The organism is Acutalibacter muris (assembly GCF_002201475.1).
GTDB classification, from domain to species: Bacteria; Bacillota; Clostridia; order Oscillospirales; family Acutalibacteraceae; genus Acutalibacter; species Acutalibacter muris.
Map to the genome: position 1 here is coordinate 2109743 of NZ_CP021422.1, position 20439 is coordinate 2130181.

Here is a 20439-nt window from a genome sequence, read left to right on the forward strand (position 1 = left end):
TTTGTTTTGCGGCTCAAATTTTGAGCTATGCATTTGCTGTTTCGACTTTCCGTAGATTTGGAAATCAAATCAGTAAAAAAATCTATGAGAAAAAAACAACTTGAATAAACATCCACTTTGTGGTACACTACAAGCGGGAGGGATTTTCATGTCTATTGAGAAAGCTATCGAAATTGCGGCAGCTTCGGTTGAGATGGAAGGATTCAACATTGACGAGAAAAGCCGAGAGTGGTGCCAACTGTTTCTCCAGGGGGAAATCAGCATGGAGCAGTATATCCTACTGACGAAAGACAAAATTGGAGTGCCTGCCTAATGGCTTATGATTTAGATACACTAACCGATGACTGTTATGAGAGTACAACTTGCCTGATCAATAAGTTTGGTATCCGCGACAGCGCTCAGCTTGCCGAGATGGAAGCGGCCATTACATTCGCAAAATCTGCTGAACTGGAACATTTACCCATCAAGGGTTCATTTAATTTTGAACATTATAAAGCTATTCACAAACATCTTTTCGGAGATATTTATGATTGGGCTGGTACGATTCGCACAATCGATATTTCTAAGAAAGGTACAGTTTTTGTGTTAGCAAAGGACATTGAGCAAATTGCAAACAGTTGTTTCACGCGGCTGAAATCAGAGGATTTTTTCAGAGGCTATTCGTTTGATACATTTTGCGATGCAATAGTCGATTTTTATTACGTTACCAATATGCTACATCCTTTCCGCGAAGGAAATGGGCGAACACAACGTATTTTTATTTCTCAGTTGATCCGCTATGCTGGATATGATATTGATTTCTCTGCTATTGATCCTGATGAACTGATGATTGCTACCATTCAGTCAGCTAATGGAGTTCGGGATAACCTTTTTAGACTTTTCCAACAGAACTTGTCAGGAGGAGAAGATTTTACCCTCTCCTTAACATAAGTTTCTTCGATTTCGAGGCGTAATTCCCTCTTTTCTGCGGGGATAATTTCGGATATCATCAATAAATCATCAAAAATTTTTTTGAGCACCTTTTTGGAAACACAAACGGCTCAACCGTGCGGAAAACTGGCTGTTATATGTCCGCTCATGTCTTTTCCACATCCACTCCAAAACCGCGTGCCGAGGGTTCAAGTCCTTCTGCCCCTGCCATCCTAGGAAAACCAAAAAGATATTTGGGCAAAAAACCGCGCGGTTGCGCGGTTTTTTGCATCCAAAGGGGCCGGATTTCAAAAGTCAAATTCGTAGATGAATGTAAGCGTAAAATAGATTCGAACCCTCGTAACGGGAAGAAAAACAAGAGCGGTTCTCAAAAAAGAAGCGCTCTTTGAAATATTAAGGTAAATGAACTGCCCGGCTATCTGCACAAAGTATGAGCCGCCTGTTCCCGGGGCAGGCAATCTTCAATGGGGATTCCCACAGGCAATCGCTCCAGCAAGAATTGGAAATACCGAAAAGGTCGCAGGCCGTTGGCTTTCGCGGTCTCTACAATAGAGTAGGCTGCCGCACTGGCGCTGGCCCCTCTGGGCGTATTGGAAAACAGCCAGTTCTAGGGTCTAACACCCCGTTCTGCACGGTTATTGGACAGTTCCAAGCGTCCATCCAGGAACACATGCATTAACCAGTCTTTTTGTTTCACGGCATAAGTCAGCGCCGCGCCATAGGCAGACTTTGGCACGGGATTATGGTCATATTCATTTCTGGCCCAAGCGAAGAATTCCTCTGCTATGGGTTACAGAATGCTCTTTCCTTACCTGAAACTGTTCCTGGAAAGAAACCGTATACCCAGCCTCCAATTCAAATAATTTGTTGCAATAACGCAAACCTGTCTGTGCAGGATGCTTTTCCTTTGCCTCTTTTGGCAGGGTTTTTAGGGTATCCGTGAATTTCCTTCTCATGTGGGCCCAGCAACCTACAGCCGTTATTTCCGGCGGCAGTTTGCAGTGGTTCGCCTTATAGCCATCGGTGTGGAGGAGTCCAGAGAAACCGGTCAGGAAATTTTTAGCGTGTTCCTTCGCCTAGCTGAGCTGGTAGTCATACAGCACCACCGAGCTTTTGCTGTCTCCAGAGATCCGGTAAACCCACACATAGTTTTTCTGTGTGGCCTTTCTGCCATCCTCCATTAGCACAGTCAGTGTGGTCTCGTTCGCGTGGAGCATCTCGTCAGAGAGAAGTTCCTTGCGTAAATGCTGAAAAGCTCTCCGAACCATACACAGATTCGATCTTCCTTTGTCTGCACTATGGCATGCAAATAGCAATCCTGGCTACAATACTTCCCGCCAGACCATCTATCGTTGGTAAATTCTTTCCCACAGTTTACAACATTTGCGCGCTCCCGGTACCTTGGGTGGGTTTGCCTTGTGATACTCTTTCCACAATTCTTTCCGACACTCCTCACTGCAAAAACGCCGGGTCTTGCAGCTCCAGTCCAGTTCAAATTCCATCCGCAATTTGGGCAAAACTGTTTTACTCGTCATTGCTCCCGCGGCTTTTCCTGCCTCTGCTTCCTATAGTACTCTTGGCGGCAACGGTTGCTGTAAAACGTTTCCACCGACCCCGCTCCCCGATCTGCTCCCATCTCTTTATCCTCTTTCCCTTCTTGCTTTTCTCACCTTTGTTCTACCGCTTTTCCACTTCTTGCGTAGGTTCAATTTTTACGCTTACAGATGAAAATTTGGCGTTTTGGCAGAAATTGAGCTCTCGTATAACAAGTAAGGAATAGGTTAAAAAATAATGCTGGCCAGTTAGCCAGCATTATAGTTATTAATTCAGCTCAAATTTCAATAATTTTTGCTATTAATTTCAATTTTAATTTGACTTTGCCGAGCTGATGGTGTATAATACTGGAGAGAAATTGTATCATATCGACATAATTCTACTAGTTTTGCGGTATGTGTGAAGGTTGAACTTCTTCCCTTGGCGGTACTGGCGATGATGGTATATTTCAAGAGTGAACATTTTTTTAATGGGTGGTATCGATCTGTTTGCTACAATACATAAGTTTATTTTTACCACGAATAAACTTTCAAAATTCAGTTTATCATAAGTCCATAATATTTTGGAGCTACTTGGCCAACGATTCCGTAAGGTTATATTACACAAAGAAAGAGAAATTACCGTATATAATATCACCATAGTCTGTGCATCAGTCACCAAGACGTCTACATATACAAGATATGTATATAAAATGGTTCCTAAGATAGTCAGCAGACGGTATTTCAAAGCTGAAGCAAACACACCTTTTATGGTGTCGTTGCAAATGAGTGATGATATAAGCCCTCCTCCAAGTGAGGTAACAATTCCGCACACCAGGACCACAAACGGTGCGCTATGATTGCTTACCCCTTTGTTTACCCCAATCGCAATAAACGTCCCCAGACCGCATATGATTAACTCCTATTAGGAAAACACACTGTCAAAAGGGGTTTTGCTTTTGGCGGGGGTCAGCCCGCCTCGGCGGTATCGGTTGTGTTGATTTCAATGTACTCGGCAATCTTGCGGAACTCGTCCGCGAACTTGAAATGAACGCTGATATTGCCGTTTTCGTAAACCTTGATATGGTCTACCAAGTCCGTGAGGATTTCACGGGTCAGCGTTTCGATGCTTTGATACTTTGCAAAGGCTACCAGCGCGGGATGCTCCTTGTCAACGCCGTTTGCCAGCTCCGCACGTTCCGCGTTCAGCCGGGCCAGCACATCCGCAAGCTCGGCGGCCTGCCGCTCATAATCGGCTTTCATATCCCGGTATTCCTGCTGGGTGATCTCCCCGTCTTTCCAATCTTGATACAGTGACTGCTTGTAGCGGGTTATCCGGGTCAATTCCTTTTCCTTTGCGGCTATCTGGTCGTTAAGGCGGTGGGATTGACTTTTTTTCAGCGGGGCCGAGTTGATACGGGCTATCAATTCCGAGTAGGAAACGGCGGTGTTCACTTGATACTGGATAGCGAACAGGACGGCGGCCTCCAGACGGTTGTGCTTGATAGAGTGCATGGAACAGGCCGTCCGGGAGCGGTTCTTGTAAGTGGAGCAGGCGTAATAGATATTTTTCCCGCTCTGGCTGCGGGTGATGGATTTCCCGCAATCCGCACATTTCAGAAAACCGCTGAACAAGTGAACTTCCCGCCCTTTGGGGGATGTCCGGGTATCGCGTACCAGCAGGGCCTGCACCTTGTCAAAGGTTTCGTGGGTGATGATAGCCTCGTGAGTATCGGGAACGCGCACCCATTCTTCCTCCGGCACAGCCTCTATCTGGTGTACCTTGTAGCTTTTCACCCGGCGGCGGCCCTGTACCAAATCCCCGGTGTAAATGGGGTTGGTGAGGATTTCATGTATCATGCGGGCTCCCCACATGGGGTCGTCCGCCACAGCCGAGGAAACGGGCAGGCCCTTTTTCCGGCGGTAGGCCGTGGGGCTGGGTATGCCGTGTTCGTTCAGATACAGCGCGATGGCCCTTTTAGACGAGCCTTGCAGGAGCATGGTATACACGCGCTTGACGATTTCAGCCGCATCCGCATCCACAATAAGCTGGTGCTTGTCCTTTGGGTCTTTGATGTAGCCATAGGGAGCGAAAGAGCCGATGTACTGGCCGTTGCGCCGCTTGTAATCAAAAACCTGCCGGATTTTCTTTGAGGTCTGGTAGCAATAGTTATCGTTCATCACGTTAGTTATCGGAACGATAATGTTTGAAACGCTGTCGGGGTTTAGGTAGCTGTCCACGTTCTCCGCAAGGGAGATAAAGCGGACGCCCATCTGTACAAACAAGTTATCAATCAGACTCCCCGCGTCACTGTAATTCCGGGCGAACCGGGAAAGGTCTTTCACAATCACGCAGTTGATTTTCCCGCTCATCACATCGGCCAAGAGCCGCTGGAAGTTTTCGCGGTTGGCATCCGTCCCGGTGTGCCCATCGTCCACATATTCAACCGCGCTTTCAAATTCGTCCATGTGCCGCCGGTAGAAATCCCCCAGCAGGTCGCGCTGGTTCTTCACGCTGTTGCTGTCGTCCTTGCCCTTTTTCAAATCCTCTTTGGAAAGGCGGATGTATGCGCCTAAACGCCAGCGCCGGATTGTATAGGTAGGGGTTAAAGTCTGCTGATACCCTCTGTTTTTAGCTCGTGCCATTGTTCCTCCTTCCCTATCACATTACACTTATATTATAACTCTGTTCCGGGGTATCAACAAGGATGCCGATGCCTCGGGACATTTTGTCTCGAAGTGGGAGCAGGCCGCAACAGCAGTTACAGCCCGCTCTTTTGCCGGATAAGAAAGGCGGTCAGCGTATCCTGGAGGGAGGGGCCGCCCTCGGCAAACTCAATTTTCACGCCCACGCCGCCCACGCTAAAGCAGTACGGATTGACGGCCCGTCTCACAAACCGGGCCAGCCGCTCCTCCCGGGGGAGGGTGCGGTCAAAGGCCATACCGCTCACGTCAGCCAGCGCATCCGCGCTCACCGCGCCGATGTCCACGCTTTTCATTTGTTCCAGCTCTTGTGCGGTCAGTTTCACGGTAAAACCTCCTTTGCGTTTTGGGTTGGTGGGGAAACGCGAAAGGACAGCACCGCGAAAGTGCTGCCCTTTGGCCTGTCCTCACCTTGGGACAATTTGTCTCGAACTTGTTTGAAATGGGGAGCGCCGGGCCCGTATGTTTGGCCCGTCAAAAGACAGCAGGTAGCGGCCCGGCGTTCCCTTGTTTTGTGCGGCGGCCCCAAGCGGCAAGCGGCCAGCTTGTCCCTCGCGGATCGTGGCCGTGGGGTTGGCAAATTCCCCACACGCGGCGGTGGTGTTGGTCGCTCGTCCTCCCGTGGGAGAAGTCACCGCGCACCCGCCGCCCGGCTCCCCGCGTTCACCCGGGGCCGCCCGCTATTCAGTTGTGGAGAAGAAAAAACTTCCTCTCATATACCGAGACATTTTTGGATGGTTTTCGGACTGGTTCAGCGGGAATTTTTCAAAAACTTTTTCATGTTCTCCAGCCCGCGCTCCACGGCCCGCCGCACCGCGCTTTCGTCAACGCCCTCGGCCAGCGCCACCTCGGAAAAGCTCTTGCCGAGGATGATGCAGGCATCCACCCGGCGGCCCTGGGCCGGGGGCAGGCTGTTCAGCGCGTTCCACAGACGGCAGAACCGCTCCTTGAGCTCCAAAACCTCGTCCGGGGTGAGCTCGCGCAGGCAGGCGGAATACTCGATGCCGTCCTCGCAGTCCAGTGAATACTGCGCCTTGTGACGGGAAATCCGCCGCTGGTAGGCCGCCTCATAGCGGACGCTGGCCCGGAGCGCCTCGGCCACATCGTCAGTAACCTCAATATATTCGTCCTGGGTGTACCAGTAGTAAAAGTCGCGCAAGTTGATGATAGTCATTGTATGTACCTCCATATCGTTTTTGTGGTCGGATTGCGGAAAACGATATGGAGGGCGGCGGGGAGCGGCACCCGGGAGAACCGTCCCGCACCTTGGGACTGTTTGTCCCAAAGCAGAAACGACAAGAAACGACAACGCCCGCACAGCGTTGTACTGTGCGGGCGCATGAAATGACGCAGTTCTTTATATACTTACAAATTTCGCATTGATGGCCGGAGTAACCCGGTGGAGGAGCTAAACTTTTTTTAACAAATTAAGTTGAGTGCAGATAAAAAAGGACACAACGATACCTCCCGGATACCGCCGTGTCCTTAAAAATGGGCGACTTTAATACACCCTCCGATTTTCTGTTTTTTACAAGAAAACGGCGGCTTGAAATTTGTTATTTCAAAACCGCCGTTAGGCTACTGTATTTTGTTTTGGCGCGCAAATATTCAGCCGCCGAAACAACGGTTTTTTTTATTTACCGTTGAGCGACAGTTTATTTAATTTGATCTGCCTATACATTATCTATTTTTTACACCAGAAATATGCGATGGAATGTTCGTGATAAATATTAACAGTTGAATAATTCTTTTCCAAAAAACTGTTTAAATCCGAAAAAGTCTGGAATGGAAGGGTAAACCAGCCTTTGGGAGCAAGTACATTTTTAACTAAAAAATCAGTTCGTTTACATTCCCCTTTAACATAAAAACACCCAATGAACATACCGCCATTTTTCAGAACGCGGAATGTTTCGCTAAAGGCTTTCTCCTTATCGGGAAAAGCATGAAACCCATTCATTGATACTAATACATCAAACATCTGGTTTTCAAAGGGCAAATTACCAACATCGCCCTGAATACACTGAACGTTTGAAATATGATGCTTTTCAAATCTTGATTTGGCTTGAACGAGCATATCTTCTGAATAGTCTAAACATATTATTTTGGACAACGGCAAAGCAGCATACTTTTCAACTGTAAACTGAGCCGTTCCAACAGGAACATCTAATAATACGCCTGAAAAGTCTTTGGGAATGATGCTTAATATTTTTTTGGAGATTTCCAGATTATCTACTCCTCCCCAAAAAACATAGTTGTATAATTTTGCCCACCATTTTTTTTGCGTTAATGCGTCATCGTATATATTTTGGGAGAGCTTATAAGCATTTTCAATTTTATTTGGCATTTTCACACCTCCAATTCTTAAAATTAGATGCCACACTTGCGGCACCTAAAATTATAATGTAAAATCTATATGCGGTCAACTACGCCAAGGCGAAGTGTCCCAAACATATATAAAATGTGGCAGGTGGGAGTATGGGTAATAAGAGTAATAGTTTTTTATCTTTACAATCTAAGGAATGGCTTGTAAAGGCTTTGCAAATTTTAATGAAAACTAAAAAATATTCTGATATTACAATTAAGGAATTAGCGCAAAAGGCCGGGGTAGATCGAAAAACTTTTTATAGGAATTTCAAGAGCAAAGAAGATGTGTTGCGGTTTTATTTAGACAGGACATGCCAAGACTATATCGCTCGTTTAAACAAAGAGAATAAACTTACAATCTTTGCAATCGCAAAAGCCTTTTTTTCAACTTGTAAGCAACATTCAGATTTTTTAATTCTACTTGATAAAAATGATCTTTTGCCATTATTACTGATAGCATTTGATGATTATCTTCCTATGCTACATGAAATGTTTGAGGACAAAAGAATAGATGACAATCCGGTTTATTATTCTGAATATGCGCTCTCGTTTTTTACCGGAGGATTTTGGAACATATCAATTAAATGGATTAGACGTGGTGGGCATGAAACACCTGAAGAAATGGCTCAGATCGTAGAGACATTGATGTCATATTCCATTTAGCAAATCACAGAAGGAAATAAAATACTACTATAAGTAAAATTGTATTTCGTTCTCATAGTCTTACCCGAAATGTAGAATAATATAGGGTGATATGAGAATGTACCAATACGACAAACATCTTGATTTTCACGCCTTGGGCCGTGAGATCAAACGCAAACGGGAAGCAAAAGGCTGGACGCAGGAGTATCTGGCTCAGCTTGTGGATCGCACCCCGCGCTCCATCATGTATATGGAGAACCGGGGCCAGAAACCAAGCCTCAATGTTTTTTACCAGCTTGTCACCCTGCTGGAGATTTCCGTGGATCAATTCTTTTTCCCGGACAAGCTCAACGGAGAGAGCACCTGCCGGAAACAGATCGATGTTATGCTCAATTCGATGGACGAAAAAGAGCTAACCGTAATGAAATACACAGCAGAGGGACTGCAAAAAGCCCGTGAAACGGAGGATGCGTAAAGAGAAGCACGCGCCTCCGTTTTTTCGCGCCACTTCGGGGGTTGCGCGTTTCGGCAAGCAATTCGGGTGTGGCCACACTCCGAAATTTTTACTGGGCCGCAGGCCCGCAAAAATGCTTGTTGGGGAGCCTCCCCAAACCCGGCTCTTTGGGACAAAATGTCCCAAAGAGGTTGGCTGCGTCACCGCCGCTATCGCGTCTGTTCCTTATCAGTGCGCCCGTCCGTAAGGCCGAGCAGATGGTCGATGTTGGCCTTGACCGCCACGGCCTCCCGCATATCCCGCTGGGCCTGCCTATACTCGGCATAGAGGGCCTTTTTCCTGTCCGCCAGCTCCCGCCGCTGTTTTTTCAGCGCGTCCATTTTGGGGAGCTTTGCACCGCCCAACAATTCATTCATAGCGGCCCGGGCCGCCCGGTAGGTGGCAAGCTCCGCCTCGTGCTCGGCAAGGTATTTTTTCGAGTACCGGGCCGCCTTGTAGCCATCGAACACGGGCCGGGCCTTGGCATAGTCCACCACGGCCCCCATCAGCTTGGAGACTTTCGAGAGGGCGGCCTCGGTGGTCTGGAGCTCCCCGGCCAGCGCGTGGGCCCGGTCAACCGCCGCCGTGGTCTTTGCCCCCAGCGCGTCATAGTCGGTGAGGTTGTTCTCCTGCAAAAACTGGAGGGCGGCGGCCATCTGCTTTAGGTTGTAGACTTTCGCCCACCGTTCATAAGCCGGGCCCTTGCCCTCGGCCATGCGCTTTTGAATGTCAATGATAAGCCCCACCTGCCGGGCCGGGGGCGGCGCGTTCTTGGGGAGCTCCGGGAGGGGCCGCTCCCCGGCGATCACTGCCCGGATGTCCTCGGGGTCAAAGCCCGCGCCGAGGGTGGATGCCCGGAGCCGGGTGTACTTGTCCTGCCCCGGCGCGAGGAACGACACCACGCCGCCCCGCCCGCGCTTGACGGCAAAGCCGGACTCCTCCATCAGCCGGAGGAACGCGGCAAAGTCGGCGGGCTTTTTTTCAAGAGCCGCGATGATTGCCAGCCGCACCCGCTGCTGCGCGGAGGGCGGCTTTTCCCCCACCCACTGGCCATAGTGGAGAAAGCGGCCCTTGCTGTCCTTGTCCTTGGGGAACGTGCCAATATCTACCGGACGCTGGGTAGAATAATACTTGTATTCTTTCGCTTTTTCCACGGTTACCTCCTCTCAGATGTTAGCTTTTGGGCCGGGAAACGGGGGCCGGACATAGAAACATACCGGGCCCCCATGAACCGCGCCCGGAAAGCCTTGATACAAGCGGGTTTTCAAGCGGCAAAAGCTAACAGTCCAGCCGCCTTTTCCGCATATAGCCGCGCTGGCGTTTCCGTCGCGCATTTTCGGCGCAGGCCGCCGAACAGAACGCCTTTTTCCCCTCTGGCGCAAAGGGCCGCCCGCAGACGGCACAGGGCCGCAGGTCGGGGGTCGGGCCGTCAGTCAGCGCGGCCTCCAGTGCGGGGTTTAAGGGGAGCACCGCCTCCCGGAAGTAGCGGCAGTAGCCCGAAGTCCAGCATTTCCCCAGCATATAGCACTCACAGTCGAGGGGCAGACAGCCGTATTCCCGGTCATAGTTGGCGCACCATTTCACTACAAGGGAGCGGATGGCCGCCTTTTCCTCACGGGTCAGCTCGCGCAAAATATCACCTCCCGCCCGGCTTTTTCAAAAGGCTCTGAAAGCAGGAGCCGCAGGGGATGCCGCGCCAGTAGGGACAGCCACAGCACCGGGAGCCCTCCCGGGGCTGTTCCGGGCGGGGAGCCCGGGGCCGGGGGCGGCGTTTCATTTCCCGTTCCAAAGGGTTCGATGTGAAATTCATTCTCCGTCCTCCTTTTCTTCTTCCTCATCCCACGGGGGGAGGTCGTCATACTCACCGCCGCCATAGTCCTCGCCGTATTCCCCGGCCTCGTCAAAATCCTCACCGGGAGCGGCGGCCTGCTGTTTGGGGCGGTAAATCTTGAAGTACCACCCGGCCCCGCCGCCGAGGGCCAGCACCGCCAGCACCAGCAGGAGCGTCCCCGCCCCGCCGGATTTTTCCGGTTCGGGCTCGGGCTCCGGCTCGGTAGCAGGTTCGGGTTCCGGCTCCGGGAGCGGTTCGGGGACAGCCTCCGGGGAGGGCTCCGCAAGGGCCATCAAATCGGCCACGGTGACGGCGTTCAGAAAGTACACATTTTCCGTCTCCCGCTGGCGGTCAATCACCAGATAGAACACGGACTCGTCTGCCGCCATGATGGTGAAAAATTCCTTGCCGTCCTGGTCGGTGGCGTTATCCACCATCGTCCCCTGGCCGTCCGGGGTGAATGGGTTGGGCTCGGGTTCCGGCGCAGGCGTGGGCTCCACGGGGTCAAGCCCCTCCCATTCCGGGCCGCCCGTACCGTCCTCCCATTCCTCGCCGCCTCCGGCGTAGGCCGTGGTGGTGATGCCGCACAGCAAAAAAGCGGCGCACAGAGCCGCCGCCACTACACGATATTTCTTTCTTTTCATTCCGCGTCCTCCTTTTCCGGCCCGGCGGACTTCGGGACATTTTGGAGCTGTTGACAAAGTGCCTGAAATAAAGGGACAAGGGAGATTTCAGGCAAGAAAAAAGATGCCTTTCGGCATCACACTGAGTGTTTAATCATTCTTTTGAGGTTCAAGGCCGCGGCGGAAAGGAGACAGTGGTCCTCCGCTGCCTCTAAACCTCGCCGCAGGAGACGCGTCAGGTTGTGTCCCCATTTCTGTGCGGCAAAAGTACCCTCACACCAGATCTGCCGCTGCTTCAGCGCCTCCCGGTAATCCGGCTCCCATCGCCTGGAGAAATGTTCTTGAACAACAGTCTTGAAATAACTGTCCTGGAGCTTTCTGGTGCCGGCCTTGTCCGTCTCATTCAAACATTTCTGCCGCAAAGGACAACTGCCGCAGTCTTTCTTTTCCGCCCAGTATTCCCAGAACAGCCCGCTGCCACTTCGATACAGCCGCTTGCGCCGCAGTTCTTTCCCGTTAGGGCACAAGTATACGTCCCGCTGTTCGTTATAGGTGAATGCATCCCGCTTCAGTTCAGCTTTCGTGCGGTCATGGGCGGGCTGTGGCACGACAAAGAAGTCGATGCCCAGTTCTTCCAGCGCTCGGTGTGCCAGGGGGAAGTCATAGGCGGAGTCCGCCGCGGCGGCTTGCAGCGGCACAACACTTTTATGGACGTACTCCAACTGCTCCAAATAGGGCCGTGAGTCATGGACATCCCCCGGCGTCACGGTTACAGCGGTGATGATACCGTGGTCCGGGTCGGTTGTCTGGTGAGACAGATAATAAAAACCGCTGGGCTTGCCGGGCCGCTTCATGTAGCCCGACTCCGGGTCGGTACTACTCACCTTCTTGTGGGAACGGCGCTTGTCCTTTTTCACCTGCTTTGTACGCTTCGCCCGGCGCTGCCCTGTCTGCCGTTTCAGCTCCTCCAGTCCCTCCTCCTCATAGGCGTCCAGCCGCTCCCAATAGTTCCCCACAGTGTATCATCATCCCGTCCCCCACATAGATGCCACAGTGGGAGACTCCCGGGGTGTCATAGGTTCCCTTGAAAAAAACTAAATCTCCGGGGCGGGGGGAGCTGGTGCGGGTGCAGATGTTGTAAAGCCCCTGGGCCCCCAGCCGCCCCACGTTCCAGCCGGAATGATTGACTACCCACGAAACAAAGCCGGAGCAGTCAAAGGACGTGGCCGGGGAGCTCCCGCCCCATACATAGGGATAACCGAGGTATTTCTCGGCCTCGGAGAGCATCGCCGCGAATGTTTCATCGTCCAGATATTCCCCCGGCACTTCGTAGCCTTCCGGCGGGCTGGTGTATTTCCCCACATAGGACGAGCCGGGAAAGAGGTCGGGGCGGTTCCCCAGCGTAGCCATGTAGAGGGAATACCGGGAAACCTTGTCCTCCCCCATGATGTAGATAGGGAGATGGGAAAGGTTAAAGTTATCCAGCGTCACATAGCAGATGAAGTAATCGTAATACACCCGGTAGCTGTCGGTGTGGGTGTTGCCGTCCTCGTCCGTCCATGTATCCGTTTCGATGTAGTACCGCCGCTCCTTTACCACGTTCTCTGTCAGCGTGTACTGGCGGTCAAAGAGCATCCGCAACGTAGGCTGGACATCCGCCAGCGTCCACTCGCCCTCATGCCATGCGCTCAATAAGGAAATCAGCACATAGGGGTCGTGCTCAATAGCGTCCAAATCAAAATGGTACTCGTCATAGTCGTGTGTGCTTTCGTAGGTATCGAGATAATGCTGGAGCTCCGCCTCCAGCGAACAATAAGCGGCCTCGGCCCCCAGCATATCCCCGTCCTGGGCGGGGTAGGTGGTGGCCCCAACCGCGCCTGCGGCGGCGTTCCCCAAAGTGATAAGGGAGGACGCGCAGGACTGGAGGGATAAAACGAGCACCACGCAGGCCAGCGCGATAAGCGCCCCCACGGGATGCCGTTTCACGAAAGCCACGGCCCGCTCCGCCAGCTTTTCCGTGGCGGCGGCGGTTTTCCCGGCGGCCTTGGCCCCTTGTTTCGCGGTCTGTTTCGCCGCCTGCCGCGCTTGTTTGGCGTATTGTTTTTTTAATTTCTGCTTGTGCCAGTAGCGGGTAACTGCATTTTTGGCAAGCTCCGGGTTCTCCTGCGCGGCCATGCGGAACTGGTAGTCCGCCCGGGCCTTGATGTACTGCGCCTCGGCCTTATGGACGGCCCGGGCTGGGTGCTCCCGGATACGCTTTTTTACGGTATGCACCGCCGCCCGGCCCACGGCCTCGCCCATAAGCTCGGAGCGGTGGGCCCCCTCGGTTCCCACGTTTTCATGCTCCACCTCATAAACCTTGCCATGCACAAAGCCATAAATGGCTGTATAACGGCAAATATCCAGGGGTTGCTATATAAATTGTGAAAAAAACACCTCCCGCCAAGAATGGAGTGCGCCCTCTCGGTGGAAGGTGGTACCTGTCACCATGGCAGGTCTAGTGAACTACCCAAGTGAAAAAGAAATACAAGCAGATAGAAAATAGTGATTAAAGCTTACTTAACTTCAATCCCCCTTTTGTTAGCTGAAAGACTGCATCAGCCTCTTTCGCCAACTCATTGGAGTGCGTCACGATCACCACACATTTGCCGGATTTATGGGCGCTGTCTTTCAGAATGGCGGTAATCTCGGCGGCGGTGTCCTCGTCCAAGTTTCCGGTCGGTTCATCGGCCAGGATAACCTGCGCATCACTGGCCAAGGCGCGGGCAATGGCTACACGCTGCTGCTGGCCCCCGGACAGCTTCAGCACATTCCGCTTCGCTTCTTCTGCGGTCAGCCCTAACTGCTCTAAAATGGGAAGTGGCGGCAGTTTGGAGGTCAAAGCCACGTTCTCCATCGGGGTCAGATAGTCGATCAAGTTGTAACTCTGGAAGATGAACGCCACATGACTGCTCCGGTGATTGGCAAGTCCGGTCTTTGCAATGTCCTTCCCCTGGTACAAAATCTGACCGCTGGTGGGGCTGTCCAGACCGCCCAGCAGGGACAGCAGCGTGGTCTTGCCGCACCCGGAGGGGCCGAGGATTGCGTACATCTTGCCCAGCTCCATTTGAGCGTTGATGCCCTTCAGGACTTTCTTTTTGCCGTCATAGGATATTGCACATTTTGAATTTCCATGATATTCATAAGGCTACCTCATTTCTTCGTAAAATCATTCCATTTGTGACAGGATTGTTTTCGGCTTCAACCGCATGGCGGGGATGCAGGAGGCTAACACTGCTGTCACCAATAGGACGCTGCCCACAACAACAACCAGCATAAAGTGCTCCGATGTAACGATGATGTGTTCAGCCGTTTTGCCGAACAGTGTTCCCAAGGTTCCAGCTGCCTGTTTGCTGGACAGATAGGCCAGAGGAAACGCTGCCGCTGCAATCAACAGGACTTCCAGCAGATATTGGAGAACAACCACAGGTTTGGCGATACCAACCGCCAGCAAGATTCCGGCTTCTCTTTTCCGGCTGCGAACGGACATGGATAGAATAAGAATCATCAGCACCATGCTCACGGCGGTAATGACAACAATTAAGGTAGTAATCAAAGTACCTGTGTCAGAAAGGGCGCTGGAGATATTTTGGTACACTTCATCGTTGGCTGTAATAAAAAAGTTGTTCCAGTTGATTGTATTGATTTTTTGCACCTCATGGAGGATACTTTCAAGCCGTTCCGGGTCGGAAACAAAGAAATCTGCGGAGGCATAGCCCACATCTGCGTAATTTTCCAACAGCTTCTTCATGGCGGCTTCACTGACAAAGGCATTGTTCGTATACTCGTAGTAAGAAGATTCGTTGTAATGGTTGCGCTCGTCTGTTTTATCAGCCACGACTTCAAATAAACCAACAATTTCCAAATCCATTGTTTTGTCATCGGATAGAGGGGTATTGACTGCCTGGAGGGTATCGCCTACTTTAAGATCATGTTTATCCGCAATATCTTTACTGATAACGATTCCATTCTTAACAGAGGAATCAATCGTCCTCCCCTCGCACATAACCAAAGCCCCAGACAGGAAAAGAGAATGGTATTTTGAATTGATGCAGCTATAAGAGTAAAACTGACAGTCAACAATCGCATGACCTGTAGGTTCCATTTGTTCCAGCCATTGCCCCCGACGATCAGACAGGCATAGAATGGTGCGGATCGAAGCGTTGTAACCCTCTATTCCATTGATAGCAGCGATGCTTTCCATTTTGTCAGCCGTAAGGTATTCCTGCGTGCTGAATGAGCCGCCTCTATCACTGCTCCAGCCACCTGTCGCAGTATTACGGCTGACGGTAAAACTTGCTCCTGTCGTTCCCCTGACCTCCTCGGCCTGTTCCTCCTGAACATCTGCTATGGCAAGCCCGGACAGAACCAGAGTGGTGATTGCCAGCAACAGGCAGAACAGCAGCAGGGTCTTTTTCCATTTTCTTGCGGTATACAAGACCGCTCGTGTGATGAAATTCATTGTGCGCCCCCTTAACTCATCTGTGACAAAATGCTCTTGGGCTTCATCTTCATGACCGGGTAAGCGGCCAAGGCGGTGGATGCCGTGCAAAGTACCATGCCGAAGGCCCACACGGTCAGGTAGTCCTTTGCCGAAACCGCCACTATGATCTCCGACAGTCCCAAATCCTCGGCAGGTCCTCCGCCACTTTCAGAGTTCCCGGTCAAATCTACTGCTTCATAGGTTTCCGTAGTCACTTGGGACAGCAGACGGATCCCGATCTGATTGGATATAGCCGAACTGACGCCATAGGAAAGAAGCAAGGCGATAGCCGCCGCCAAAATGACCTCCAGCAGATATTGCAGCAACACGGAACCTTTTGAAATGCCCATTGCCAGATAGACGCCGGTTTCGTGGACGCGCCCGCGAAGCCGCAGGGTCAGAAACAGCGCCAGCACCAAAAGACAGATTACCGACACCACGACGATGGCGATAAAGACGATGTTCCGCAGGCCCTCCAGGGATTCCTTTGCGTTCTGATAATCGTTGTCGTAACGGGTTATCGTACAGCTTTCCCAATCCATTCCTGGAAGTTCCTGCACCTCAGTCATGATGCGGTCAAGATTGTCCGGGTCGTTCACATAGAAGTCTCCGTACTGGCTGCTGTCCGTGCCATCACCATAGAGCAGGAAAGAAGCGGTGGAGAGGTCGGTAAACACGATGTTGTCATAGAGATCGTAGGATGGAGCGATTCCAATGGAATCCTGCTCCTTTGTGTTGGTAAAGATTCCAGCCACCGTCACCGGGACTGTATGAGCATTCTCCGATATATTTCCCAGCAGCATGGTATCGCCCACAGCCAGTCCATTGCGCTGGGCAAATTTCTCATGAATCAGCACCTCATTTCTGCTTCCGGCGGTGACGGCGCTGCCGCCGGTCAGCACGAACCCCCCGTCTGTGAAATAGCTGTCCTCCTGCGAATTGGAGTTCGCCACGATCTTACCGGCGTTCTCGTATCCCTCTGGCACCTGGGCCGCGCCCTCGGTGTTGATTTTCAGCGGGGTTCCGTTTGCGTCATAGTAACTCGCATAAGAATAGGAACGCAGGGTATGTCTGCCGCTCAAGCCGTCTATGGCGAGAATGCTGCTCACCGCATCCTCCGGGATACCGCTTTCCAGATGCTTTGCGTTGATGGTAAAATACCCCAGCAGGGCCTTTTTGATGTTGGCGTTTGCGGTCTCTGTGGCGGACTGAATGGAGAGGCAGGTCAGCATCATGGCTGCCATGACCAGCAGAAACGCCAGAAGCGTGATTGCCTTGCCCTTTTTCCGTATGGAATATAGGCAGGCCCGTTTCCACAAATTCATTTTATCGACCTCCTTGAGTGGAATGACCCAATCATACGCCGTGAAGATGGAGTTGCGGTGGAGTTAAGAGGTAGATTCGATAGAGTTTTTGATTCTTAACATTTGATAGCTTGATTTGCCCATAAAATAAGGGTACAATCCCTTGTGTCCGAGAGAAAAATATAGGATTTCTCCACCTCAACTTCACAATCATGTTTTATAATAAGGTGAGAGATATGGGAGGCGAATCAGATGGGAAAGCGCATTTTAGTCATAGAAGATGAAGCGTCCATCCAAAACATCCTACGGATATTTTTGGAGGACGCCGGGTATCAAGTCACGCTGGCAGATGATGGCATGGACGGTATTGCCGCCTTTCACAAGGACAGCTTCGACCTTGTGCTGCTGGATATCATGATGCCCCGGCTGGACGGTTATTCGGTCTGCGAGATGATCCGCAACGAGAGCAGTACGCCTGTTATCCTGCTGACCGCTCTGGATGACGAGGATAACCAGATGAAAGGCTTTAATTTGCTGGCGGACGATTACATCACAAAGCCATTTTCTATGCCGCTGGTTTTGAAACGGATGGAGGCCGTGCTTCGAAGAGCCCGGTCCGGAGAGAAAAGCAGTGTGCTGGCCTATCAAAACGTCCAGCTGGACACAGAAAACTATAAGGTTTTTGTTGAGGGCAAGGAGGTAACTTTGACCGCCCGGGAGTTTGACATCCTGCGCCTGCTGATGGAGAACCAGGGTCGGGTATTCACCAGGGAGCAGCTGCTGGATATTATCTGGAATTATGACTATCTGGGAGATGATAAAATCATCAACACCCACATCAAAAATATCCGCAAAAAGCTGGGGGTAGATTGTATCGAAACTATAAGAGGGGTGGGATATCGCATTGATAAAAACCATTAAGAACAGCCTATGGATGAAAACATTCCTCTCACTGACCATTCTGCTATTTGCTGTCACTTTCCTCCTCTATGGAATTGTCACGGCGGTCATGCCAGCCAGCTACCGTTCACAGCAGACTCTGGGCTACACGGAACAGATGGGCCGATTGGTCACGGAATTGGAAAACGGTACTGTGGATGACGCCATAAACCATATCTATGAATTTTGCCTGAACCACAATGCTGTCGCCACGCTGAACGGAAAGCTAAATACTGTCACCTTTGGAGAAGGATCCACATCGGATGAAAAGCAGCCTGCTCAGACCGCTACCGCAAATTTGAAAATTGGCGAAGAAACCTATCAGCTTTCCGTTACCATATCCGGCAGGCTGGTAAATCGGCTTACCAAAGCGTTCTGGAATCTGCTACCCATTATCAGCCTTCTGATCCTGTCTATCTCCATCATCGCCGCCAGCGCGTACACACATTTTCTTGCAAAACCGATTTTGAAGATCAGCGATATTTCCAAGCGCCTTGCCGAGCTGGACATGACTTGGCGATGCGATACTACCCGCACGGACGAGGTGGGCATACTGGCGAGGAATCTCAACACTATGGCGGAACGCTTGGATATCGCGCTCCGGGAGTTAACCACCGCCAACGCAAAATTGCAGGAGGATATTGAGCAGGAACATAGGCAGGAGAAAGTACGAATGGATTTCTTCCGGGCTGTGTCCCACGAGTTGAAAACCCCTATCACTGTGTTGAAAGGCGAGTTGGAGGGGATGATTTACATGGTTGGCGAGTATAAAGACAGGGATAAGCACCTTCGCGGCTCCATGCGGACTGTAAAAGAAATGGAAAATTTGGTCAAAGAAATCCTCTCCGTTTCCCGGATGTCAGGCAGTGATTTCAGTTTGAACAAGGCTGAAGTAAACATGACCGCCCTCGTCCAGTCCTGCTTCCGGAAATGGAAGGGGCTGGCAGAGGATAAGGGGCAGCAGCTGATAGCTGACCTCGAAGAATGCACCTGCATGGGCGACCGCGATTTACTGGAAAAAGCTGTGTCGAATATTATTGGGAATGCGGTCATCCATTCGGAAAATAATTCTGTCATCAGGGCGTCGCTGAAAGAGAACGTATTGGAAGTCCTCAACACCGGACGCATACCAGAGGGTGAGTTGGAGCGCATTTTCGAGCCGTTTTATCGGGTTGAGTCCTCCCACAACAGAAAGACCGGTGGCAGCGGGCTGGGGCTGTATATTGTTAAAGCGATTTTAGATCAGCATGGAATGGTATATGACATTAACAATATAGAGGGTGGGGTGCGTTTTATAGTTCACCTTTCTTAAAAAAGGAAAATGAAGGAGTACAACCGGTTCGAAGATGGTTGTACTCCTTTTTTGTTTTTCTTATTCCTGCGGCGCGCACTACCGTTAAAAAACTCTATCAAAACTCCCCCTCAACTCCACCTGTACTCCACTTTTACCCGCTATATTTTAGAAAAAAGCGGCCCGAGCCAGTTACCAGATACAGAGCCAGCGCCGCAGGAGGTGTGAATATGGACAAAAAGAAAGAGGAACATTGGATTCACTGCCCTATCTGTAGGGCCAAAACGCATACCAAAGTTGACCCGGATACAGTTCTGCTGAACTTCCCGCTCTACTGCCCGAAATGCAAGAGAAGTATCCGAATTGGCGTAATCAACCTTAAAATGGTTGTAAATGACGAACCGGGCAAGAACGTGGATTAGACCTTTTTGGGAAGCCTGGAACCCGGCGAGTATGAGCTGCGGCCTACTTCTACTCCAAAGGGGTACAAGGCTGCGTCTGGCGTGAAATTCTCTGTCACTGGGCTGGTAATTTCTGGCGGCGATAAAGAGATTCGTACCAGCGAGGGCAAGAAGATTGTTGCCGGAGACAGCGAGGTACTGATTGCCGGGAAGTTTTCCCCTGACGTGGAGCTGACCGCTGGTAACGAAAAGCAGATCGGCGGTGTTGCCGTAGAATATGAGAATTTCGGCGCAGCGCTGGGCAAAAAGAGCGAGAACAAGACGTTCGAGTACGTCACCCTGCAAGCTGCCCAGTGTAGGCGGCATGGGTGACGCAAGCGCGATTGCTGATGGACGGTTTGCTTACCCTCTCCCCGGGCACCCCTGGGACACCTACTCAGGTCACAACGGCATAGATATTTCCTTTGCCAACTGCTACGGCGAGCCGGTCTATGCGGTAGCCGCTGGGACCGTGCGGTATGTGCAGGACGGCTGGACACCGGCGTATGGCGTGGATGGAATGTGGTCCTTTGGCAACAGTGTCTTTATTGAGCATGGGGACGGGTGGATTTCCGCATATGGGCACCTTTCCGCGCTGGCGGTTGCGAGCGGGGAAACTGTCACTCAAGGGCAGCTCATTGGATATATTGGCAGCACTGGCAACTCTACCGGGCCACATTTGCACTTGGCGTTATACCATAATGGTGACGCTGGTATTGGAGGGCAAAATTTCGCGGAACTGGCTTGGCCGCAGTATACTGGAAAATGATGTGATTAGCGAAGTCATTTTTGAGATAGAAATTTCCAGATTGAAAAAGAGCCGCC

24 protein-coding genes and 3 pseudogenes are annotated in these 20439 nt (G+C 51.2%); 9 read left to right on the forward strand and 18 right to left on the reverse strand.

Annotated elements, in window-relative coordinates; genetic code table 11:
* Positions 1-148: 148 nt before the first annotated feature.
* On the forward strand, positions 149-313 hold the full coding sequence (locus ADH66_RS20030; RefSeq protein WP_157130711.1) for an antitoxin VbhA family protein: 165 nt from the start codon (positions 149-151) through the stop codon (positions 311-313).
* Entirely contained in the window at positions 313-930 is a 618-nt protein-coding gene (locus tag ADH66_RS10765; RefSeq protein WP_066540981.1) for a Fic/DOC family protein, read from the forward strand. Before ADH66_RS20030 ends, ADH66_RS10765 begins: the two co-directional genes overlap by 1 nt.
* A 415-nt stretch (positions 931-1345) precedes the next feature.
* Here ADH66_RS10765 and ADH66_RS21755 read toward each other — a convergent pair whose 3' ends face one another.
* From ADH66_RS21755 to ADH66_RS10810, 8 genes and pseudogenes are all read right to left on the reverse strand, one after another.
* Positions 1346-1531, reverse strand: coding sequence for a transposase domain-containing protein (locus tag ADH66_RS21755; protein ID WP_084384542.1), 186 nt, complete (start codon positions 1529-1531; stop codon positions 1346-1348).
* Between the two features lie 6 nt (positions 1532-1537).
* On the reverse strand, positions 1538-1717 hold the full coding sequence (locus ADH66_RS21760) for an IS66 family transposase (protein WP_084384541.1): 180 nt from the start codon (positions 1715-1717) through the stop codon (positions 1538-1540).
* Positions 1683-2198: pseudogene (locus ADH66_RS21025) on the reverse strand (IS66 family transposase). Before ADH66_RS21025 ends, ADH66_RS21760 begins: the two are co-directional and overlap by 35 nt.
* A gap of 649 nt (positions 2199-2847) precedes the next feature.
* Positions 2848-3378, reverse strand: coding sequence for a TRIC cation channel family protein (locus tag ADH66_RS21765; RefSeq protein ID WP_084384539.1), 531 nt, complete (start codon positions 3376-3378; stop codon positions 2848-2850).
* Between the two features lie 53 nt (positions 3379-3431).
* Positions 3432-5108, reverse strand: coding sequence for a recombinase family protein (locus tag ADH66_RS10795; RefSeq protein WP_066540979.1), 1677 nt, complete (start codon positions 5106-5108; stop codon positions 3432-3434).
* A 116-nt stretch (positions 5109-5224) separates the two neighbouring features.
* Positions 5225-5491, reverse strand: a complete 267-nt coding sequence (locus tag ADH66_RS10800) for a DUF6870 family protein (RefSeq protein ID WP_016316805.1) — start codon at positions 5489-5491, stop codon at positions 5225-5227.
* A 425-nt stretch (positions 5492-5916) separates the two neighbouring features.
* The gene (locus ADH66_RS10805) at positions 5917-6339 is read right to left on the reverse strand and encodes a sigma-70 RNA polymerase sigma factor region 4 domain-containing protein (protein WP_066540977.1); all 423 of its coding nucleotides are present in this window, start codon (positions 6337-6339) and stop codon (positions 5917-5919) included.
* A gap of 510 nt (positions 6340-6849) precedes the next feature.
* Positions 6850-7509, reverse strand: coding sequence for a class I SAM-dependent methyltransferase (locus ADH66_RS10810; protein ID WP_066540975.1), 660 nt, complete (start codon positions 7507-7509; stop codon positions 6850-6852).
* A 131-nt stretch (positions 7510-7640) separates the two neighbouring features.
* On the opposite strand from ADH66_RS10810, the gene ADH66_RS10815 reads away from it, so the two are divergent.
* Positions 7641-8192 (forward strand): TetR/AcrR family transcriptional regulator, encoded by a 552-nt coding sequence (locus tag ADH66_RS10815; RefSeq protein ID WP_066540973.1) that lies wholly within the window; start codon positions 7641-7643, stop codon positions 8190-8192.
* Between the two features lie 91 nt (positions 8193-8283).
* Positions 8284-8646, forward strand: a complete 363-nt coding sequence (locus tag ADH66_RS10820) for a helix-turn-helix domain-containing protein (protein WP_430667077.1) — start codon at positions 8284-8286, stop codon at positions 8644-8646.
* Between the two features lie 188 nt (positions 8647-8834).
* Here ADH66_RS10820 and ADH66_RS10825 read toward each other — a convergent pair.
* The 10 genes and pseudogenes from ADH66_RS10825 to ADH66_RS10860 all read right to left on the reverse strand — a co-directional run.
* A pseudogene (locus ADH66_RS10825) lies at positions 8835-9740 on the reverse strand (relaxase/mobilization nuclease domain-containing protein); the annotation flags it as partial.
* A 27-nt stretch (positions 9741-9767) separates the two neighbouring features.
* Positions 9768-9818: pseudogene (locus ADH66_RS21770) on the reverse strand (hypothetical protein); the annotation flags it as partial.
* Positions 9819-9942: 124 nt separating this feature from the next.
* A complete protein-coding gene (locus tag ADH66_RS10830; protein WP_084384538.1) occupies positions 9943-10296 on the reverse strand; it encodes a cysteine-rich VLP protein in 354 nt (117 codons plus the stop codon).
* A 4-nt stretch (positions 10297-10300) separates the two neighbouring features.
* Positions 10301-10474 (reverse strand): hypothetical protein, encoded by a 174-nt coding sequence (locus ADH66_RS20435; protein ID WP_169714846.1) that lies wholly within the window; start codon positions 10472-10474, stop codon positions 10301-10303.
* A complete protein-coding gene (locus ADH66_RS10835) occupies positions 10471-11139 on the reverse strand; it encodes a CD1107 family mobile element protein (protein WP_066540964.1) in 669 nt (222 codons plus the stop codon). The genes ADH66_RS20435 and ADH66_RS10835 overlap by 4 nt, the downstream gene beginning before the upstream one ends.
* A 116-nt stretch (positions 11140-11255) precedes the next feature.
* Complete coding sequence (locus ADH66_RS10840; RefSeq protein ID WP_066540963.1) at positions 11256-12134, reverse strand: transposase; 879 nt, start codon at positions 12132-12134, stop codon at positions 11256-11258.
* Positions 12100-13488, reverse strand: a complete 1389-nt coding sequence (locus tag ADH66_RS10845; protein ID WP_456236479.1) for a C40 family peptidase — start codon at positions 13486-13488, stop codon at positions 12100-12102. The genes ADH66_RS10840 and ADH66_RS10845 overlap by 35 nt, the downstream gene beginning before the upstream one ends.
* Positions 13489-13666: 178 nt before the next feature.
* Positions 13667-14209, reverse strand: a complete 543-nt coding sequence (locus tag ADH66_RS10850) for an ATP-binding cassette domain-containing protein (RefSeq protein WP_456236480.1) — start codon at positions 14207-14209, stop codon at positions 13667-13669.
* Between the two features lie 117 nt (positions 14210-14326).
* Positions 14327-15619 (reverse strand): ABC transporter permease, encoded by a 1293-nt coding sequence (locus ADH66_RS10855; RefSeq protein ID WP_066540959.1) that lies wholly within the window; start codon positions 15617-15619, stop codon positions 14327-14329.
* Between the two features lie 11 nt (positions 15620-15630).
* Entirely contained in the window at positions 15631-16965 is a 1335-nt protein-coding gene (locus ADH66_RS10860; protein ID WP_066540958.1) for an ABC transporter permease, read from the reverse strand.
* Positions 16966-17196: 231 nt separating this feature from the next.
* Between ADH66_RS10860 and ADH66_RS10865 the strand changes: the two genes are divergently transcribed.
* From ADH66_RS10865 to ADH66_RS10885, 5 genes are all read left to right on the forward strand, one after another.
* A complete protein-coding gene (locus tag ADH66_RS10865) occupies positions 17197-17865 on the forward strand; it encodes a response regulator transcription factor (protein ID WP_066540956.1) in 669 nt (222 codons plus the stop codon).
* On the forward strand, positions 17849-19195 hold the full coding sequence (locus ADH66_RS10870; protein WP_066540954.1) for a HAMP domain-containing sensor histidine kinase: 1347 nt from the start codon (positions 17849-17851) through the stop codon (positions 19193-19195). Before ADH66_RS10865 ends, ADH66_RS10870 begins: the two co-directional genes overlap by 17 nt.
* Before the next feature lie 209 nt (positions 19196-19404).
* The gene (locus ADH66_RS10880) at positions 19405-19596 is read left to right on the forward strand and encodes a cysteine-rich KTR domain-containing protein (protein WP_066540952.1); all 192 of its coding nucleotides are present in this window, start codon (positions 19405-19407) and stop codon (positions 19594-19596) included.
* Between the two features lie 6 nt (positions 19597-19602).
* Entirely contained in the window at positions 19603-19947 is a 345-nt protein-coding gene (locus ADH66_RS20035; RefSeq protein ID WP_066540950.1) for a hypothetical protein, read from the forward strand.
* Positions 19940-20383 carry a M23 family metallopeptidase gene (locus ADH66_RS10885; protein ID WP_066540948.1) on the forward strand — a complete coding sequence of 148 codons (444 nt, stop codon included), beginning with the start codon at positions 19940-19942 and terminating at the stop codon, positions 20381-20383. Before ADH66_RS20035 ends, ADH66_RS10885 begins: the two co-directional genes overlap by 8 nt.
* Positions 20384-20439 lie beyond the last annotated feature (56 nt).

What these genes read in the sequence shown, in the direction of transcription:
- ADH66_RS20030 (WP_157130711.1), top strand. Translation starts at nt 149, where the DNA reads ATGTCTATTGAGAAAGCTATCGAAATTGCGGCAGCTTCGGTTGAGATG.
- ADH66_RS10765 (WP_066540981.1), top strand. Translation starts at nt 313, where the DNA reads ATGGCTTATGATTTAGATACACTAACCGATGACTGTTATGAGAGTACA.
- ADH66_RS10795 (WP_066540979.1), bottom strand. Translation starts at nt 5,108, where the DNA reads ATGGCACGAGCTAAAAACAGAGGGTATCAGCAGACTTTAACCCCTACC.
- ADH66_RS10805 (WP_066540977.1), bottom strand. Translation starts at nt 6,339, where the DNA reads ATGACTATCATCAACTTGCGCGACTTTTACTACTGGTACACCCAGGAC.
- ADH66_RS10810 (WP_066540975.1), bottom strand. Translation starts at nt 7,509, where the DNA reads ATGCCAAATAAAATTGAAAATGCTTATAAGCTCTCCCAAAATATATAC.
- ADH66_RS10815 (WP_066540973.1), top strand. Translation starts at nt 7,641, where the DNA reads ATGGGTAATAAGAGTAATAGTTTTTTATCTTTACAATCTAAGGAATGG.
- ADH66_RS10820 (WP_430667077.1), top strand. Translation starts at nt 8,284, where the DNA reads ATGAGAATGTACCAATACGACAAACATCTTGATTTTCACGCCTTGGGC.
- ADH66_RS20435 (WP_169714846.1), bottom strand. Translation starts at nt 10,474, where the DNA reads ATGAATTTCACATCGAACCCTTTGGAACGGGAAATGAAACGCCGCCCC.
- ADH66_RS10835 (WP_066540964.1), bottom strand. Translation starts at nt 11,139, where the DNA reads ATGAAAAGAAAGAAATATCGTGTAGTGGCGGCGGCTCTGTGCGCCGCT.
- ADH66_RS10850 (WP_456236480.1), bottom strand. Translation starts at nt 14,209, where the DNA reads ATGTACGCAATCCTCGGCCCCTCCGGGTGCGGCAAGACCACGCTGCTG.
- ADH66_RS10855 (WP_066540959.1), bottom strand. Translation starts at nt 15,619, where the DNA reads ATGAATTTCATCACACGAGCGGTCTTGTATACCGCAAGAAAATGGAAA.
- ADH66_RS10860 (WP_066540958.1), bottom strand. Translation starts at nt 16,965, where the DNA reads ATGAATTTGTGGAAACGGGCCTGCCTATATTCCATACGGAAAAAGGGC.
- ADH66_RS10865 (WP_066540956.1), top strand. Translation starts at nt 17,197, where the DNA reads ATGGGAAAGCGCATTTTAGTCATAGAAGATGAAGCGTCCATCCAAAAC.
- ADH66_RS10880 (WP_066540952.1), top strand. Translation starts at nt 19,405, where the DNA reads ATGGACAAAAAGAAAGAGGAACATTGGATTCACTGCCCTATCTGTAGG.
- ADH66_RS10885 (WP_066540948.1), top strand. Translation starts at nt 19,940, where the DNA reads ATGGGTGACGCAAGCGCGATTGCTGATGGACGGTTTGCTTACCCTCTC.